Below are 16218 nucleotides of genomic sequence, written 5' to 3'. Positions count from 1 at the left end.
GCCGGCGTGATGCCAGCTCTACAGGATCGTTGGTGGCGGCCGACGGCGCAACCAGTTCGCTTCGGCCGAGTCAAGATATGTCGGGGTTCTCATCTGGTGCTGACCGAGGGGAGCACCGGGCACGGTGTTGCTGGTGGTCAAGCTGGTTGGCCCGCGTGAGGTGGAGCGGTACGACTGGATTCAGTTGACCATCCGTGTCGACGGCAAGAACCGCACCCTGCGCGGGGACGTCACCGCCGCGACCCGCGCGGCTGGCTCACCCTGACACGACACCCGATGCGCCCGCGACCTCGGCCGCCCACCCGGCCCACCGATAGAATCCCCGGACGGCAACCGGGGAGGAAGGGGCGAGCGTGGCGTTCAAGGGCGGGGCGAAGAAGGCTGTTACGGCGGCCAACCCCGAAGCTATGTACCGCGACCTCCCACGCAGGCCCAATGCGGTGCCGGGGCTATGGACTCACCAAGGGGATCTTCTACGGCGGTATGCCACCGACCACACCACAGATCCTGACCTCGCGCTGGAACTACCGACCGGTACCGGCAAGACGCTGCCCGGACTCGTAATCGCCAACTGGGTCAGGGCCACCCGAGCAGGTCGAGTTGCCTATGCCTGCCCTACCCAACAGCTCGCCTCACAGGTCGCGAAAGTGGCCGCTCGGGAGGGCGTTCCTGCCGTAACCCTCGTGGGCAGCCACGCAAGCTGGTCCATCGCGGACCGCGCGGCGTACGAGGCTGCCGACGCAGTCGCGGTGACCACCTACAACACAATCTTCAACAGCAACCCGCACCTAGCGGTACCAGAGCTGCTCCTGTTCGACGACGCGCACGCCGGAGAGCAGTACGTCGGCGAGCAGTACGCCATCCAGATCCGGCGATCGGCGAATGAGAAGGCGTACAACGATCTCCTCGACGTCCTCGCGCCGGCGATCGACGGCATCCCCTTGCAACGGCTGCGCGACTACACGCCGGATCCCGGCATGTACCGCAGCGCTCGCCTGGTCGTCCCCCTGCGCCAGCCCGAGATGGTCAGCAAGATCGACAGGGTTCTCGCCCAGCTCCCAGCGCCCTGGACGTACCGATACTCCATGATCAGGGACGCTATTCCGAGCTGCCTGGCATACGTCTCCTATGGTGCCATTTTGATCCGGCCGGGCATCCCGCCCACGAGCAAGAACCCCGTCTTCACGCACGCTGCACAGCGCATTTACCTGTCCGCGACCCTGGGCAGCGGTGGAGAACTCGAACGGGCCTTTGGGCGTCCGGCGATCACGCGGGTAGCGCTGCCCGACACATCGCCCACACCGAGGTCTGGTCGCAGGTTCTTTGTCTTCCCCGAGCTGGCTGAGGTCACCGATACTCAGCAACTTGCCCGGTCCATTGTGGCAGCAGCGGGCAAGGCCCTGGTCCTCGCCCCAGATACCAAGACCGCCATCAGCACCGCGAGTGACCTAGCCCAACCCGGCTGGCCTGTGCTCGGCATCAACGACGTCGAAGGCGGGATGGAGCAGTTCGCCGCGTTACCAAACGCCGTCTGCGGCCTCGCGGCTCGGTATGACGGGCTCGATCTTCCCGGCGACGACTGCCGCGTCGTCGTCCTGAACGGCAAACCGGACACGGACAACCTCCAAGAACGCTTCCTGTCGCAGAACGTCCGCGCAGGCGCCGCCCTGGCCGAACGTGTCCGTACGCGCGTCGTGCAAGGAGTTGGTCGTTGCACACGCGGCCCGAATGATTGGGCCGTCGTGATCGTGTTGGGTGCCGATCTGACGACGTACATGGTCAGACCCGAGATCCAACAGACTCTCGATCCCGAGCTTCAGGCGGAGATCGACTTCGGGATTCAGAACAGCCAACGGTCATCAGCCGCCGATATCCTCGACAACGTAGCGACGTTCCTGCGCCAGGACGACGCGTGGCGCACCGATGCCGAGCCGATCATCACTGAGCTACGCAATGAGGCCACGATGACACCTCCGCCGGCCAGCGCAGCGCTAGCCGCCGCGGTCAAATGCGAGGTCGAAGCATGGTCGTTGGCCGGCATGGGTGAATGGCAGGAGGCCAGCGCCCGCGCCAACGAGGCCGCATTGGAACTGGGCAAGGGCGGCGACGCCCTACGCGGCTACCGCTCATTCTGGCTCTATCTGGGGGCTACCTGGGCCGACCAAGCCGGAGTCACCACGGCCAACCAGGCACTTCGGCAGAACGCGGTCGCTCTTGTCGCCCAGGCCGAAGCCGCAGCCAAACCCTCGATGTGGATCCGGGAACTCGCTCCGATACCGACCGTTGGGGCGTCTGCACTCTCGTCCCCTTCCGCAACCGCAGTTGCGTCGGTCGCAACCCGACTGAGAAGCACCTCCATTCCCAAGGTCACGGCAGTGGCCGAGGAGATGCTCGCTGCCCTCAAGGAACGCAAGCCGACCGTGTACGAGCCTGCCCTGACCAGGCTCGGCTACCTCTTGGGGGCCGATGCGCAGAAGCCGCCTGGCTTCGGTCGATGCGACTCCACGTGGTGCTGGGATCATCACCTCTGGCTGGCCATCGACGCGAAGAGTGACCACGAGCCGTCCGGCCTCGTGCCACAGAAGGACATTCGTCAGGCCGGCGATCAACTTCGTCTGCTCAAGTCCGATCGTGCGGTCCCCGACATCCCGCCGGACAGTGCCACCGTGATCGTCTCTCCCAAACCGGCCGTTGACCCCACCGGTGCGGCAGGCGCTGAGGCTCACGTCCATGTTGTCCACCCGGACGTCGTACTCGGACTCGCGGAAGCAGCGGCACGCGCATGGGGCGACCTGATGGCTCAGCGTCCTGGTCTCGATGACAACCAACTCCGGGCGCTGGTCGCCAACCACTTCAGTCAAGAGGGTCTGCTGCCTGAACAGGTGCGCGAGCGGCTCACGGCCAACCCGGTCGCCCCGCAATAATCGATGAGGCTGGCGCTCACCTGCCGGCTTCTCGAATTAGGCGTTGGCGACAGCGATGCGCCGCGCCTGGTTGCGGCCCCCGTTTACCCTCCGAGAACCCCTGCCAACGGTTGAACAATGGCGACAACTGTTGATCACTCCGCCTGGTCGTTTGCGCAGCTCAGCGCAAATACTGACAGTCGATGACGAAGCCATGATCACAGGGTTCGAGGAGCGTAAATTGTCGACTCTTGTCAACGATACGCAGTGGTCGAGCGAGTGGCCGGTAAGCTCGGCCGCTGCTCGTCGAGCAACGTGGGGTCGGGGGAGGCGCGCCTGCATGCTCACGTAGGGTCAACGCGTGACGGCGGCGCTCAGCTGGCTCAAGCAGGCCCTGCGGGATCTCTACGAACAGGACCGGCAGCTGTTCGACCTCGGCGTGGGTGAGAACTCGCTGTGCTTCCGCTTGGGCCATCACCTTGCCAACCGTGTGGACGGCCCCTGGGACGTCGATGCGGAGTATGACCGCGAGGGCACGGCAGCGCGCCGCAAGACCCGGAACCCGGCGGACGGCACCCACATGCGTCCCGATCTGGTGATCCATCGCAGGGGACGAGGCGGCCGAACCAACAACCTCCTCTGAACCGCCCCGGTTTGATTGGCCAGCGGCGGAACTTGGGTAGACGCGGCACGTACTCGATCGACTCACCTGATCAGTCCGCTATCCAGTGCCACAGCGGCTCTCCACCGTCCGCGGACAGCGTGATAAATGCGGCCAGCCGGTAGGAGAATGGGTGTGCCACAAAACCGCGTAGTTTCTCCAAGTCATGTTCGCGACCGCGCGCACCCTCCTTTTTGACCTCGACCACAAGCAGGTTGTGTTCAGCCGATGAGCCCGATCGGCGGTGAAGGATCAGGTCGGGATAGACGTCACTCTCGTCATGCCCATCGAGTCCGCGGAGCCGCTTCTTCAACCACTCGACATCCCCGGGATGCCATCTGTCGTACTCGACGTCCACCGACCACCCCGCCGAGTTCGCATCGCACGCCCATGCCTCGACGCGGGTAGCCAGGCGCCGGGCGATGTGGAAGACGACCGACCGCTCGTGGGCCCGCTCCTGAAATAGCTGACGTTCACCCTCGTAGGCGTCCTCAACAGCAGATTGCAGCCAGGAACGCACGAGGGCCTCATCGGGTTGCATCCAACGCTCCCAGCTTGTCCTAGACGCGCGCATAGAGGCGATGTCGTAAGGGGTTAACAGGATCTCGGGCCGGAGTGTACTGACGGAGGCTCAGTTCCGGCTGCACACAGCCGCCCCCGGCCTGCCGTCGGCCTTCGTCCGGTGGGAGGGTGGCGGGACGCCGGGATTCGCCGAGTGCCAGGATGCGGCGTTCGCCCAGGGGGTGGTCGACGTCGAGGAACGGCGGCAGCCGAGCGTTCTGTCGCTGCTCGCGCACCGGATCCGTGCGACCCCAGACTGCCGCTGTTCAGGTCAGCTGGCGGTCGATCTCGTGGTCGCGGCCGCTGCGCAGGGTGGCGGTGTACCGGTGGACCTCATTGATGACGAAGAACTCCCACTGGCGGCACTTCGGGCACAGTTCGGCGCCAGCGGTCGGCCACAGTTCGATCGCCGCTGCGTTGGAGGGGCCGTTGACGTCGACGCGGTGCGGGGTGACCGGGCCGGAGTCCAGGCGATCGAACGGCTCCCAGTCGGGGTGGCTGCCGCGCAGCCGCCGGCCGATCAGGCGAAAGCCGGTGCCGGTGTACTCGCAGCGGTCGACCAGGTCGTACTGAAGTTGGGCGAGCCAGCTGGCGGACTCGAGGATGAGCTGGACGACCGGCTCGATCTGGGCGATCTCCTCCTCCAACTCGTGCGCCGGCTGGACGCCGAAGGAATGCCCCGAGTTGTTGCGGAACCTGAGGGCCTGGGTGAGCAGGGTGTGGGTGCCGTTCTCGTCGAGGATGCTGTCGAGTTCGGGGAGCTCGGGCACCGAACCGGCCGTGCGCAAGTCCTTGATCATCCAGTTCCAGGTGCCCCAGGTGGCGCTGCGCTCGAACTTGCGGCGCAGCTCGGACGACATCCGGTTGTCGTTGCGACCGACCAGCACGGCAAGAGCAAGACCACCGATCGTACGGGCGACCGACTCGCCCAACTTGAGCAGCGCTTCCTTGCTCTGGGCGGGTGAGGCGGCGATCCGATAGTGGCGAGCCAGGGCGGCGATGGGGAACGGGTACGCGTACTCGGCGCGCCAGAACGGGTCCTCTAGCGGTTGGAGCAGTTCCGTGGTGAGGGCCGCGTCGGCGAGCGAGACGCTGACCGCGCGCCGGGTCGTGGCCAGGTCTGCGCGGGTCCCCTCGAACGCGTTGGGCAGGATGCCGGCGGTGATCCGGGCGGGCGAGGTCAGCGCGGGACTGGCGGAGGTCCTCAAGGTGGTCGCTGAACGTCTCGTCGTTGAGGATCTCGGCTGGCACCGGCAGATCGGTGAGTGGGTGGAGGCGGTGGTCGTACCCGGCGTTATGTGGGGCGTTGAGGAACTCGCACAGCGCGCGGCCGGTGCGGCGAAGCGGCCGGAGTACGGACATACGGGTGAAGGCCTCGCCGAACCCGGGTGGCAGCAGGTGCCAGTCGCCGGGGCTGCCGACGACGTCACCGGCGGCGCACGGGGTGAGCGCCGATTTGGTGGCGGTGGCCGACCGCCGGATTGCGGTGATCTCGGAGATCTGCTCGGTCGTCAGATATCTACTCTTGTCGGCGATCGAGCGGCGCATCGCCGCGAAGTGCCGGCGGCAGTCCATCAAGATGACGTTGCCGGCGCGGCTGGGCTCCTTGCGATTGGTTAGAACCCAAATGTAAGAGGGATGCGTGTGTTGTAGAGGAGCCGCTCAGGCAGGGCCACCACGGTTTCGAGAAGGTCGTTCTCGAGGATCCAACGGCGGATCTCGGACTCGCCGCTGCCAGCCGCCCCCGTGAACAGCGGGCTGCTGTTGAAGTGGACGGCGAGGCGACTGCCGCCGTCTTCCGGCGGGCGCATCTTGGCCAGCATATGTTGAAGGAAAAGCAGTGAGGAGTCGGTGATGCGCGGAAGGCCAGCACCGAAGCGGCCGGCATCGCCGAGCGCGGCCTCCTTCTTGACCTCCCCCGCGACCTTCTTCCACTCCACGCCGAAGGGCGGGGCAGCAACCATGTAGTCGAAGGTGGCCTCGGGGTGGGCGTCATTGCTCAGAGTGTCACCGAGGGCGATGCCACCGGGGTCGAGCCCGTGCATCAGCAGGGTGGCAGAGGTCAGCGCGGATGACGCGTAGTTGAGATCCTGGCCAAACAACTCCACCGGGCTCAGCTGACCGGCGGCGGCCCAGAGCGCCATGAGGGAGCCGCCAGCTCCGCAGACCGGGTCGTAGACACGGATTGGTGCGGTGCGGCGAGCCAGTCGAGCGGCGTCGGGCGCAACGATCATCATGGCGAGCAGGGCGATCACATCCGGCGGGGTGAAGTGCTCTCCGGCGAAGCCTGCCGTGGTCTCGGCGGAACGGCGGACCAGCGAATCGAAGACCGAGCCCATCTCGGCGTCCGAGACGGCCTGCTCGCTGAGGTCGAGCGCGGCGAACCGAGCGATCACCAGGGTCAGGAGACCAGCCTCGGCGAGTCGCGAGGCGATGGCGTGCAAGTCGAGCCCGGCCAGTAGGTCGGCCAGCTCCGCCGGGGCGCTGTCATGCATGACGCGGAGCGCATCAAGTGGGTCGGTGCGGGCGTGCACCTGGAAGACGAGGCTCCGGCCGCCGAGCAGATTGCGGCACTCAAGGCGGCGGAGCACGGCGAAGGGGAGGAGAACCGAACTATATTCACTCGCTCGGAACTCGCCTCGCAGAAGGTCGGCGGCGGACCAGATGAGGTTAACCAGATCCTGCGAGCTGTCTCTCACTGCCGCACTCTATAGTGGCTGGTGTCAGCGTGGATCGCTGGACTTGTCCGACAGTCTTACCACCCGGGGTCCGACACTTCCGCGGTCGGAGTCTCATGCGGGCCCTCCAGCGACATGAACGTCACGGCTGTCCTCCCTACTAGAACGGGATGGCAACCCGCAGCCGGGCTGGCGCCTCACGGTCAGGACCGCGACGGTGCCTTCTTGCAGCAAGGCCCTCCATTCGGGACAGCCTGTCCCGGTCTAGCAGCGACAGCAGCGCCACGGACCCGGCCGACAGCCCAAACAAAGTGCACCCGGAGGGCCATCCAGAGTACGAGTCAGACCGAACTGCGCAGCGGCGCACTCAGATCTTCAAAGCCCGAGTAGCAGGGGCGCTAATCGGCGACCCGGTCGATCGAGGTCAGCGCGCCGCCGAGGCTGGCGTACGCCAGCCTCGGCGGCACGGCGCATCGCGGCGGCAAGGTCGTCGGCGCAGCCGGCGAGCAGATCCCCGGCCTCGCACAGGTAGCGCCAGACGGTGGCCACCGACACCTCGAAGCCGGCGGCCAGCCGGGTGAGGGGTGTCACCGTTGCGCAGATGGGCCAAGGCCATCAGCGCCTGCGGCCGCCGAGCATGCGGCATCGGTCGCGGGTCTCGGGGTACTCGTTGGAGTACACAGCTGGGTACGGCTGATCTTGCACAGGTCTGCCGCAATCGGACAGCGGAATTAGAATGATCAACTGGCCCGAGTCGCCCTATCTCCACGAAGAACTCATCGCCGTCGGCACCGTGTACTACCGCGCCGCTTCCGCTCCTCGCCGCTTCGCGGCTGCTGCGGATCGGCTTGCTACCGATGACAGCGCCTGGCTGGAGCCGTGCACCGAAGTTCCTCAACGCCTATCGCCCGCCGCTATCAGCACTCCGGTGCAAGCGCCACTGCAAGGTCACGAGCAACTCGGCTGGCCATCCGGGTTGTTGATCAACCCAGGAGAGCGGGTACGACAGGCTCTACACACGTAGCCGTACGCGCCTGTGTAGACGATCTTGTACCCCGACAGCGGGTCAACTCGGTCAGGCGGGTCAGACTGCGGGTGGACAGCGGGATGCTGGCAGGATAGGTCAGCAACGAATTCCTGTGCTAGGCCGTGCGTCTTGGTCGACTGCAGGAGCTTCGTCCTAGCTGGCGCAGCGACACGCCCTTGCCTACCTGCTCGGGTCCCCTCGACCACGATGAAACGGCTCGCCTTCTCCCGGAGCCTTTCACCTCACACGGCTCCCGACCGCGGTGACAGCCACTACGGCGTTAGAACTTCCATCGCCGTCTGGCGCGTGTCAGTTTTCCAGTCCATCTCCGCGAAGGCGTGGCAGCTCGCATCGCCCCAGTTCAAGTCGCTGCTGGCCGCAGGTGAAAGGGCCTGGCGAACTCGACCTGGTCACCATGCCCCCGACCGTCGTATGAGTCGTCGTGCACGATGGACGACGAGAACGTTGTCTTGATCATTCACTGCGGATATCTTGTTCCTCTCGCTAGAACCGCCTTGCGAATCCCCGCCCAACACGTCGAGCGGAAGTGTCGGAAATATGACACCTCGAACGGAAGGCTCCTTCGGAGTCGAGTACTCGGCTCTTGCCAAGGAGTATGCCCAGCTCAGGTCAGCCGCAGCCTCGAAGCGCCATCCATGGGCTTCCTTGCTTACCGATGGCATACAGGTGATCAACGACTTCATGACGACAAGCGATATCACATCCATGCGAGAATCGTTGCCTGCAATCGACACGTGCATGCTCTCACCCGAGGGTACACAAACGCGCTTTAAGCTAAACGCTGACAGCATTCCGGCGCTTGCGCCATTCTTCTCTAATAATTATATACGAGACGCTATGGAAAGCGCCCTTGGCTCGACCGCAACAATGCATAGGGCGACGGTGCAGTATCGAACAGTAGTTGGAAATACTGGCGCATTTGAACACTTTTTCCACATTGATACCTGGCGGCCGCGCTACAAAGCCTTCCTATATATGGTTGACGTAGACGAGTTGAATGGCCCGTTCGTTTACACGCCGCGTACGCACTATGGCGCGTGGCGGAAAAGAATGGACGAAGAGATCTTCAATGTATTCCGCGCCGGCCCGGACACCCTAATTCACGACGAAGATTCTGCCTACGTCGGATGCTATTGGCCCCATCAGCATAAGAGTATTTGTGAGATGTTGAATACTCGACCAGTGGTGGCAACCGGAAGGGCGGGTACCCTCGTCCTATTCGACGCCCGCGGGTTGCACAAGATAATGCCGCTACGGGTTGCTCCACGAGTTATCCTTTCTAGCTACTGGATTAGAAGAGGACAGCATTCGTGACCACACGGCCTTTCAGCGACATCGACGACCGGCTCGACATTCCGTTCTTTGATTATGGTCCTGAAGTAGGTCAAGGTTCGAGGTCGGTTTATCTGCAGGGGCAACTACACGCGAATGAATCCGCCTCTATGATAGTCCTCCATGCTCTGCGCAGAAAGTTGGAAGGTGAACCGTCGTCAATCCCGATCCGGATAGTTCCGAACTCAAATCCGATCGGATGGTCTCGGTACCTTGAGACAGGCGAAGGACGGACATCGGCAGACGGTATGAACTGGAACCGAATTTTCGGACATCCGGGTCGTGAGCCGAAAACGATTGACGAGGTACTTGCGCACCGGCTCTGGCGATTGTCGCAGGATCGAGACGTCATTATCGACGTTCACACCCCTGAATTTGGCTGGGCGCATGTTTACGCATCCTGTCCGGCAACGCGGCTTCGCACATTCGACGATATCCCGCATGTATTCTACGGGGCCCCTTCAGCAGGCCCATTCGATGAGTGTCATCTGAGGAAAGCGGTCGGGCAAGCCCCCCTGGCCTCAGTCACACTGGAGCTTCCGAGCCACGAGATCCCCAATGATAGTTACGTCGACTACTGGAGTGACCGTTTGCTAACGGAGGTGGAGGCATGGTGTAAAGCAGGTGCGAGCGAGGTAGGGCCCATCTCGAGCGGACAGATGACTGATCTCGTTCCGAGAACGTCGGGTGCATCAATCATTATGTGTGAGCCAGGGTCGATCGTCGAGAGAGGAAAGCCAATACTCGTTGTACAGGGCCGCGCCGGCGACACGGAGATTCTGACTGCTCCGTCCACATGTATCCCTGTCTGCTTCAGACGAAAGACCCTGGTGGCCGCCGGCTACTGGGCGGTCCGTGTTATTGATCTAGAGAAGAGCCCGTAAGTGCGTGCAGTCGTCGTCATCAAGAGCATGCAAGATAACCAGTATTTCGCAGAGCGCGCGAACGCGATATTCGACGAAGTCGTGTATCTCGATAACCGTCCAAACCAAGAGGAGCTTGGCGAGGTTCTTACAAATTTTGACGTTGTAATTATCGGAGCTCGCGAGAAGATTACTTCGGAATTGCTGGCAAATCATAATGTCAGGACTAAGGTTATAGGTTCGCTGTCAGTGGGTTTTGATCATCTTGATCTTAACGCCTTGAGAGAAGTAGGAATTGAGGTCGTTAACTCGCCGACTGCCAACGTTCGTTCAGTCGCCGAGCACATCATCGCGTTTATGCTGTGTCTAGTAAAAAAGTTGAAGCGTGGAGACCAGGTTGTTCGCTCAGGCGGAGGTAGGTCAGACCTCGCTGGTCTACCAATAGAGATAAATGGAAAAACGCTCGGGCTGGTTGGGTACGGGAACATTGGTAGCCTGGTCGGCAAGATGGCCAAGAGTCTGGGAATGAATGTGATTGCCACTAGGGCCTCTCGGGATGCCGGCAGGGACGAGGTTGCCCAGTTCATGAGCCTCCAAGATTTGGCTGCCTCTAGCGACATTGTCTCTCTCAGTATTCCATTGACGAATTCAACGAGGCGGATCGTCGACCGGGCGTTCTTAGCGCAGATGCGTCCATCTGCATTCCTGATTAATACATCACGGGCTGGTGTTGTCGACGAGAATGAAGTGTTGGCAGCTCTTGAGGGTGGGCGATTGGCCGGTTACGCTGGCGATTACGACGATGCGAACGGACGGCTCCTTAACCACCCAAGTTGCGTCTTTACGCCGCACGTCGCTGGTCTGACCGTAGAGTCCGATGCCCGATTGGACAATGAGCTTATTGATCGACTCGCAGATTTAGCCAGTAGGAACTGAGGTGACGTGATGATGTTTGGCGCAGCTGCGTCTGAGGGCTATTGGTCGGGCATAAATCGGGCCGCCGATCTTCTCGGCATAATCAGCGCAGCTGTCGCCATCGCTACTTTGCTAAGAGTGCAACGCATCGCAAGGGCGCGAAAATCTGAGCGCGAACTGTTGTCGAAAGCCTTGCGGCTGCAGGATCTCAATAGTGCCCTTGCTGCCGACGCTGAAACGCTCGATGGCACGGCAACTCCGAGGCAGCAGGAGATCGTAAAGGCAGACCTCCTACGCCTCAGTGCCGAGCTTGATGCGGCAACCAGAATATTAGTCCCGGAAGTGTCTGCTGACGAAGGTATTCCGGGAGCACAGCTTCTACGTGACGGGTATTGGACAGACGCGTTTGCGGACGACGCCATTCGACGAGTGAGCCGACGTCTGTACATTGTTACGTGGCGAAACTCGCGTGCACTCGCCGTGGGGTTTCTGGAGGCAGCCTTTCGTCAGCTACAACGTCACGCCAGCTTGGAAGTTCACGTGTTAGCCGTCGCTTGTGATGCCGAAGAGCAGACCTATCAAAGCATGTCAAAGATGCTTACTCTGGGAAATAGCGTCGTGATGCGTCGTGAGCAACAGCACTATCGCGATGTCATGGTAGAGGTTGTGCAGGAGCGCCTTCGTGATGGTTCTCTGAAGCCTGATGTCGCCTGTCGTTTTAAATACTATGAGACTCGGATCGGCCCGGTTCTGCACTGCATTATAGCGGATGACGAGGCATTTTGGGGTATCAACTTCTTCATGGATCCAGGTGCTGGAGCCACGGAGCTTCTAAATCGTGCTTACCTTCGGTCCTCAACCCGCACCGAGTTCGGTCGGAAAGTGCTGGAGCAAGTCGAGATTCTGCGAAACATTCCGTCGACTACCCAATTGGCAGAGTGGTGACGAATGCATATAGATCTAGTTTTTCCTCCCGCACACGATCCGGCTATGCCGCATAGCGCGCTTCCGCTTCTCAAGGGCTATATCACGAGGCACTCCCAGCACAGTGTGACCTGCCACGATTTGAACATCGAGTTCTTCAGGGATTTGGTCATAGGTTCGTCGTTGGGTCCGGATCTTGCTCGGTTTCGGAAAAGACTCCACAGCGCGCCCGATGCCGCAGCCGGGATAAAAGTGGCGTTTGAGTTTGATCGCTGGCTAAAGGCGTGCTTCAAATCGTGGGCAGTGGTAAACCCGGGCTATGCTCTCACGCTGCGCAGCCTAGGTACGCCGTACGATCGCAGAGATATCCAGCAAATCAGGGAGTTCATGGATGTTGGATCGACGCCATTTGATGGGCTTTTTGATAGGCTGCTAAATTCGCTCGAGGGACGGGCGGTTGGAATAAACTTGAGTGTAGAGGATCAAATCCTTCCTGCTTTTAGGCTAGCGACCTTGGTGAAGCGTCACTTTCCCGATGCAGTTGTCGTTTGGGGCGGCTCCCTTCTGTCGCGTCTTTACCCTATCGTTGAAGGCGCCTTTGGCGATGTCTGGGATTATCTTGTACGTCGAGAAGGTGAAGAGCCGCTGTTGGCGATCCTCGACTCCGTGGAGAACGGGCGACCTCTTACTCGAAGTGATGACCGTATCGTTACGAAGAGTTCGGCGGGCGGCGCGGTGATGGTGGCGCCGTTCGTCACGAATGCCGTGACTGCTATTGATGAAACGGGAGATGGTGAGTACTCAGACTATCAAGTCGAAAATTACGTCTCACTCGTTCCGATATTGCCAGTACTGGCAAGTCGCAAGTGTTACTGGGGGCGCTGCAAATTTTGCACTATACATGAGTCGTGGGACCCGCGTTTTCGCACCCGAGCCGCTAGTGCGGTCTGTGACGAGATATCATCGCTTGTTTCAAAATACGGCGTACGTTATTTCCGATTTGTTGATGAGGCGATACCTCCGGACCTGATCCGGAGCATGCTCCCGCGCCTAAAAGAGATGGGGATTGAATTTGAGGTCTACGCTATAGCGGAAGCCCGTTTCCGCAACGAGGCATTTGTATCGGAGTTGGGCGCGGCTGGCTGTCGCCAAGCCTACTTTGGATTGGAGTCTGCTGACGAAGCGGCGATAGCATCGATGGGCAAGCGCATTAACCAGGTGAGACACTACTCGGAGATCTTCAGCAATTGCGCGCGAGCTGGAGTTCACGTCTATGTATACACCTTGTTTGGCTATCCCGGCTCCTCGGCCGAGGCGGAGGAGCGGACGGTGCGGTTCATTCTATCGGAGCCGGCTCTTCACTCAGTGACAATCGCTAGTTTTGTCCCTGTAACGGGTTCGCCATACGCAGAAATTAACCGCGATAGTCTGGTGCATACAGGTAGATTTACCGAGGACTATGAGCAGGCGACGTGTGGGTCGGCGGAATTAGATATTGCCGCAAAGGGCCGCGAGGCCGCAGAATCAGCCATCGAGAGCATCTACGGCGAGCGTCGGGACCTGGCTCTTACCGCTGCGCTAAACGACGAGATGCGACTCGCTCTCTCCTCGCGTTATGGTCCCGACTTCGCGAGGACAGTCCACTGCGACGAACTTGAATTTCTCGACCAGATCGTTAATGCAGGCAAACAGCTGATGTCGCGGGAACGAGTGGCTCGCGTACTCGATGTTGACGACGACTGGTAAGAACGAGCAATCGGCGCTTTGTTTACCTTCGCGTGCGACTGGCACGAGCGCCGTTGCTGCAGTCGTTGGGTCTGGACGGAGCGGTTCTCCGGTTGGCTGGTGCCAAGAGCTCCTCATGAATTGCTGGTGGGCGTGTCTTCGGGGGGTGAGGATGGTTCTGTCTGAACGGGAGGAGGAGCGAGTAGCCTCCGTGGATCGTGTCGGACAAACTCCGGGCTGAGATCGACTGCTGCTGCCACCTAGACCGCCGATCCCACTATCAGCACAGACAGCCCCAGTGACGCTGGAGTATCGGCCCAAAATGGTGTGCCGGAGCCAAGGTGGAGCCGGCGTCGACAACGCCAACAACGGGCAGTGGGCGGGCCTGGAGCCGTTGCTGCCAGCGCCGAAGCGGCCGGGTCGATCGTCGTCGTGGAGTAGGCGGCAGTCCTGGCTTGTCCCTACGAGAGTCCCGTCATCCGGTTAGCCGAGCGCGACGACGAACCGGCGCGACGGCGACTGCAGGCCCGTGAGCTGCGGGAATGTGGTTCGGTTTCTGCCAAGTATGGTCCACCCGGGTTCGATCCCAGAGTGGTCCACCCGGGTTCGATCCCAGAGTGGTCCACCCGGGTTCGATCCCAGAGTGGTCCACCCGGGTTCGATCCCAGAGTGGTCCACCCGGGTTCGATCCCAGAGTGGTCCACCCGGGTTCGATCCCAGAGTGGTCCACCCGGGTTCGATCCCAGAGTGGTCCACCCGGGTTCGATCCGTACCAATTATCACAATTACTGCCATGAGGCCAGTAGTTCGTAATGGCCAGAGGCCCGGCTGCAAGAAGGCCTGTAGTTCGATGGCGGTGTATCGCCGGGAGTGGTGTTGCCGGGTAGGTTGCTGGGTTCGGAGTCGGTTCTCGGTCGGGGTGGTTGATTCGTGTCGAGTGTGGAGGAGATCTCTGGCGAGTTGCGGGCGGTGACTGCGGGTTTGGAGCGGGCGCGGAGTCTCACTGCGGCGGCTGATCATCAGGTTCAGCAGGTCGCTGCCCGGGCTGTGGGTGCGGGGTTCGCGGCGGTCGCGGCGGGGATGGCGCGGGTTCGTGCCTCGATTTCCGCTGTTCAGGCGGGGCTGGGTGGGGCCGCTGGGACGGTGGGTGAGGCGGCTACCGCTGCCGCGAGTGTGCCTCGGGAGGCTGCCACTCCGCAGGAGACCCTCTCCGGGTTGGCGCAGGTGCAGCAGGCGATCGCTGGTGCCCGTGAAGCCACAGCTGCGACGATCGGTCATGTCGATCAGGCCCGGCAACTCGTCGGTACGGTGCTGCGGGGCGGGCAGCCGGGCCCGCTTCTGCAGTCTCTTGACGGCGTGAAGCAGGTCCTGGTGCTGGTGGTGCAGCGTTGTGGCGCGGTGCAGCAGGCTGCGGAAGCGGCGATCGGGCAGGCGCGGGGATTGGGGTCGTCGGGAAACTGATCGGGGCTGGTCTTCCCACGCCGGCCAGCCCTGCGCCCATGACCCGCGGCGACACGCCTCGCGTCGTGTCCGAGCAGCAACAGGACGACCTTCCGGCGTGGGGGAGAAGAGCCACGGGGGTCGAGAACGGCACGCCGACGGGTCCGCGGACCCGAGTCGGCGCCAGGATCGACGACAGCAGCCGACGTGCTTTGGAGTTGGAGAACGAGTGCGCCGACACCGTCGCCGGCAAGGGTTACCGGGTGCATCAGAATCCCACGGGACAGCAGGTCGGCGACGCCCGTGACCGGACCGGTGACCGTGGTAGCCCGGACAAGGACCCGGACTATCTGATCGAAGGGCACGTCTTCGACTGCTACTCGCCGCAGGCCCGAACGTCGGTGCGCAACGTGTGGAGCCAGGTCCGGGAGAAGATCGACGATGAGCAGACCCAGCGGGTGGTGCTCAACCTCAAGGATTGGGAAGGTGACGTGGTGGCGTTACGGGTTCAGTTCGACCAGTGGCCGATCGATGGGCTGAAGGAACTGGCGGTGGTCACCCGCGACGGTACGATCCGTCAGATCGTCCGGCGAGACTGAGAGGGCGCCCCTGATGGCCGTGGAGTTCCGCCTGGTCCTGGCCGGTGACCCGCCCGTCGCCGAGGTAGCTGCCCTGACCGCTGCCGACCCCGGCGAAGTCCCACGCCCCACCTCGAACCCTGCCCTGCTCTCCGCCCGCCTGTACGACCAACGCGGCTACGCCATCACCGTCCGCGCCGGAACGAACGGCTACTGGGAAGCCGAAACCGACGACGAGGCCCGGTGGGAATGGGAACCCGCGACGTACGTGTCCGTCACCTTCTCCATGCGCGCCGACGACATCGCCGAAAAGGGGATCCCCAACATGGTGGCGGCAGTCAAGAGAGTCCTCGCCGGCCGTCACGAGGACGCGGCGTTGGTGCAGGACGGCAACTACCTTCTGCTGACCCGCACCGACGGTGTCATCCGCACCTACCGCCCGGACTGGTGGCACCACTACCACCTCGACCGGTCCGTCATCGGCTGACCTTCACCGCGTCGGGGACGCGGACGTCCGCAGTGGGTGTCGTCTCAGCGCGGCCCGGCCTGGCGGTCAGTGCTGCTGTTGGTCTTAAGTCATACCGGGCTGG

The 16218-nt window shown here is 62.2% G+C and carries 14 protein-coding genes and 1 pseudogene; 11 read left to right on the top strand and 4 right to left on the bottom strand.

Features of this window, described 5'->3' with window-relative positions:
• The first annotated feature begins 133 nt into the window (after positions 1 to 133).
• The 3 genes from ENC19_RS31000 to ENC19_RS16800 all read left to right on the top strand — a co-directional run bounded on the left by ENC19_RS31000 (position 134) and on the right by ENC19_RS16800 (position 3546).
• Complete coding sequence (locus ENC19_RS31000; RefSeq protein WP_268968042.1) at positions 134 to 265, top strand: hypothetical protein; 132 nt, start codon at positions 134 to 136, stop codon at positions 263 to 265.
• Between the two features lie 88 nt (positions 266 to 353).
• Positions 354 to 2924, top strand: a complete 2571-nt coding sequence (locus ENC19_RS16805) for a DEAD/DEAH box helicase (RefSeq protein WP_208020934.1) — start codon at positions 354 to 356, stop codon at positions 2922 to 2924.
• 340 nt (positions 2925 to 3264) lie between these two features.
• Positions 3265 to 3546 (top strand): hypothetical protein, encoded by a 282-nt coding sequence (locus tag ENC19_RS16800; protein WP_164448104.1) that lies wholly within the window; start codon positions 3265 to 3267, stop codon positions 3544 to 3546.
• 70 nt (positions 3547 to 3616) lie between these two features.
• Here the strand turns inward: ENC19_RS16800 and ENC19_RS16795 are convergent, their stop codons facing one another.
• The gene (locus tag ENC19_RS16795; RefSeq protein ID WP_164448103.1) at positions 3617 to 4105 is read right to left on the bottom strand and encodes a hypothetical protein; all 489 of its coding nucleotides are present in this window, start codon (positions 4103 to 4105) and stop codon (positions 3617 to 3619) included.
• A gap of 286 nt (positions 4106 to 4391) precedes the next feature.
• On the bottom strand, positions 4392 to 5333 hold the full coding sequence (locus ENC19_RS16790; RefSeq protein ID WP_164448102.1) for a hypothetical protein: 942 nt from the start codon (positions 5331 to 5333) through the stop codon (positions 4392 to 4394).
• A 1-nt stretch (position 5334) separates the two neighbouring features.
• Between ENC19_RS16790 and ENC19_RS16785 the strand changes: the two genes are divergently transcribed.
• Entirely contained in the window at positions 5335 to 5745 is a 411-nt protein-coding gene (locus ENC19_RS16785; protein ID WP_164448101.1) for a hypothetical protein, read from the top strand.
• On the opposite strand, the gene ENC19_RS16780 is transcribed toward ENC19_RS16785, so the two are convergent.
• Both ENC19_RS16780 and ENC19_RS16775 read right to left on the bottom strand, forming a co-directional pair.
• Positions 5742 to 6824 (bottom strand): class I SAM-dependent DNA methyltransferase, encoded by a 1083-nt coding sequence (locus tag ENC19_RS16780; RefSeq protein WP_164448100.1) that lies wholly within the window; start codon positions 6822 to 6824, stop codon positions 5742 to 5744. The genes ENC19_RS16785 and ENC19_RS16780 overlap by 4 nt on opposite strands.
• 380 nt (positions 6825 to 7204) lie before the next feature.
• A pseudogene (locus ENC19_RS16775) lies at positions 7205 to 7428 on the bottom strand (helix-turn-helix domain-containing protein); the annotation flags it as partial.
• A 1733-nt stretch (positions 7429 to 9161) separates the two neighbouring features.
• On the opposite strand from ENC19_RS16775, the gene ENC19_RS31850 reads away from it, so the two are divergent.
• The 7 genes from ENC19_RS31850 to ENC19_RS16740 all read left to right on the top strand — a co-directional run bounded on the left by ENC19_RS31850 (position 9162) and on the right by ENC19_RS16740 (position 16115).
• A complete protein-coding gene (locus ENC19_RS31850) occupies positions 9162 to 10067 on the top strand; it encodes a M14 family metallopeptidase (RefSeq protein WP_164448099.1) in 906 nt (301 codons plus the stop codon).
• Entirely contained in the window at positions 10068 to 10982 is a 915-nt protein-coding gene (locus ENC19_RS16765) for a 2-hydroxyacid dehydrogenase (RefSeq protein ID WP_164448098.1), read from the top strand.
• 9 nt (positions 10983 to 10991) lie between these two features.
• Positions 10992 to 11906 (top strand): hypothetical protein, encoded by a 915-nt coding sequence (locus ENC19_RS16760; protein WP_164448097.1) that lies wholly within the window; start codon positions 10992 to 10994, stop codon positions 11904 to 11906.
• 45 nt (positions 11907 to 11951) lie between these two features.
• Positions 11952 to 13631, top strand: a complete 1680-nt coding sequence (locus tag ENC19_RS16755) for a B12-binding domain-containing radical SAM protein (RefSeq protein WP_164448096.1) — start codon at positions 11952 to 11954, stop codon at positions 13629 to 13631.
• Between the two features lie 909 nt (positions 13632 to 14540).
• Positions 14541 to 15071: a DUF6244 family protein gene (locus tag ENC19_RS16750; RefSeq protein WP_164448095.1), complete on the top strand. Its 531-nt coding sequence runs from the start codon at positions 14541 to 14543 to the stop codon at positions 15069 to 15071.
• A gap of 167 nt (positions 15072 to 15238) precedes the next feature.
• Positions 15239 to 15649 carry a CdiA C-terminal domain-containing protein gene (locus ENC19_RS16745; RefSeq protein ID WP_164448371.1) on the top strand — a complete coding sequence of 137 codons (411 nt, stop codon included), beginning with the start codon at positions 15239 to 15241 and terminating at the stop codon, positions 15647 to 15649.
• 13 nt (positions 15650 to 15662) lie between these two features.
• The gene (locus ENC19_RS16740) at positions 15663 to 16115 is read left to right on the top strand and encodes a SitI3 family protein (RefSeq protein WP_164448094.1); all 453 of its coding nucleotides are present in this window, start codon (positions 15663 to 15665) and stop codon (positions 16113 to 16115) included.
• The last annotated feature ends 103 nt before the right edge of the window (positions 16116 to 16218 follow it).

It is taken from the genome of Verrucosispora sioxanthis (genome assembly GCF_010560025.1).
Lineage (GTDB): Bacteria > Actinomycetota > Actinomycetes > Mycobacteriales > Micromonosporaceae > Micromonospora > Micromonospora palythoicola.
This window is presented reverse-complemented; position numbering and strand designations above follow the sequence as displayed.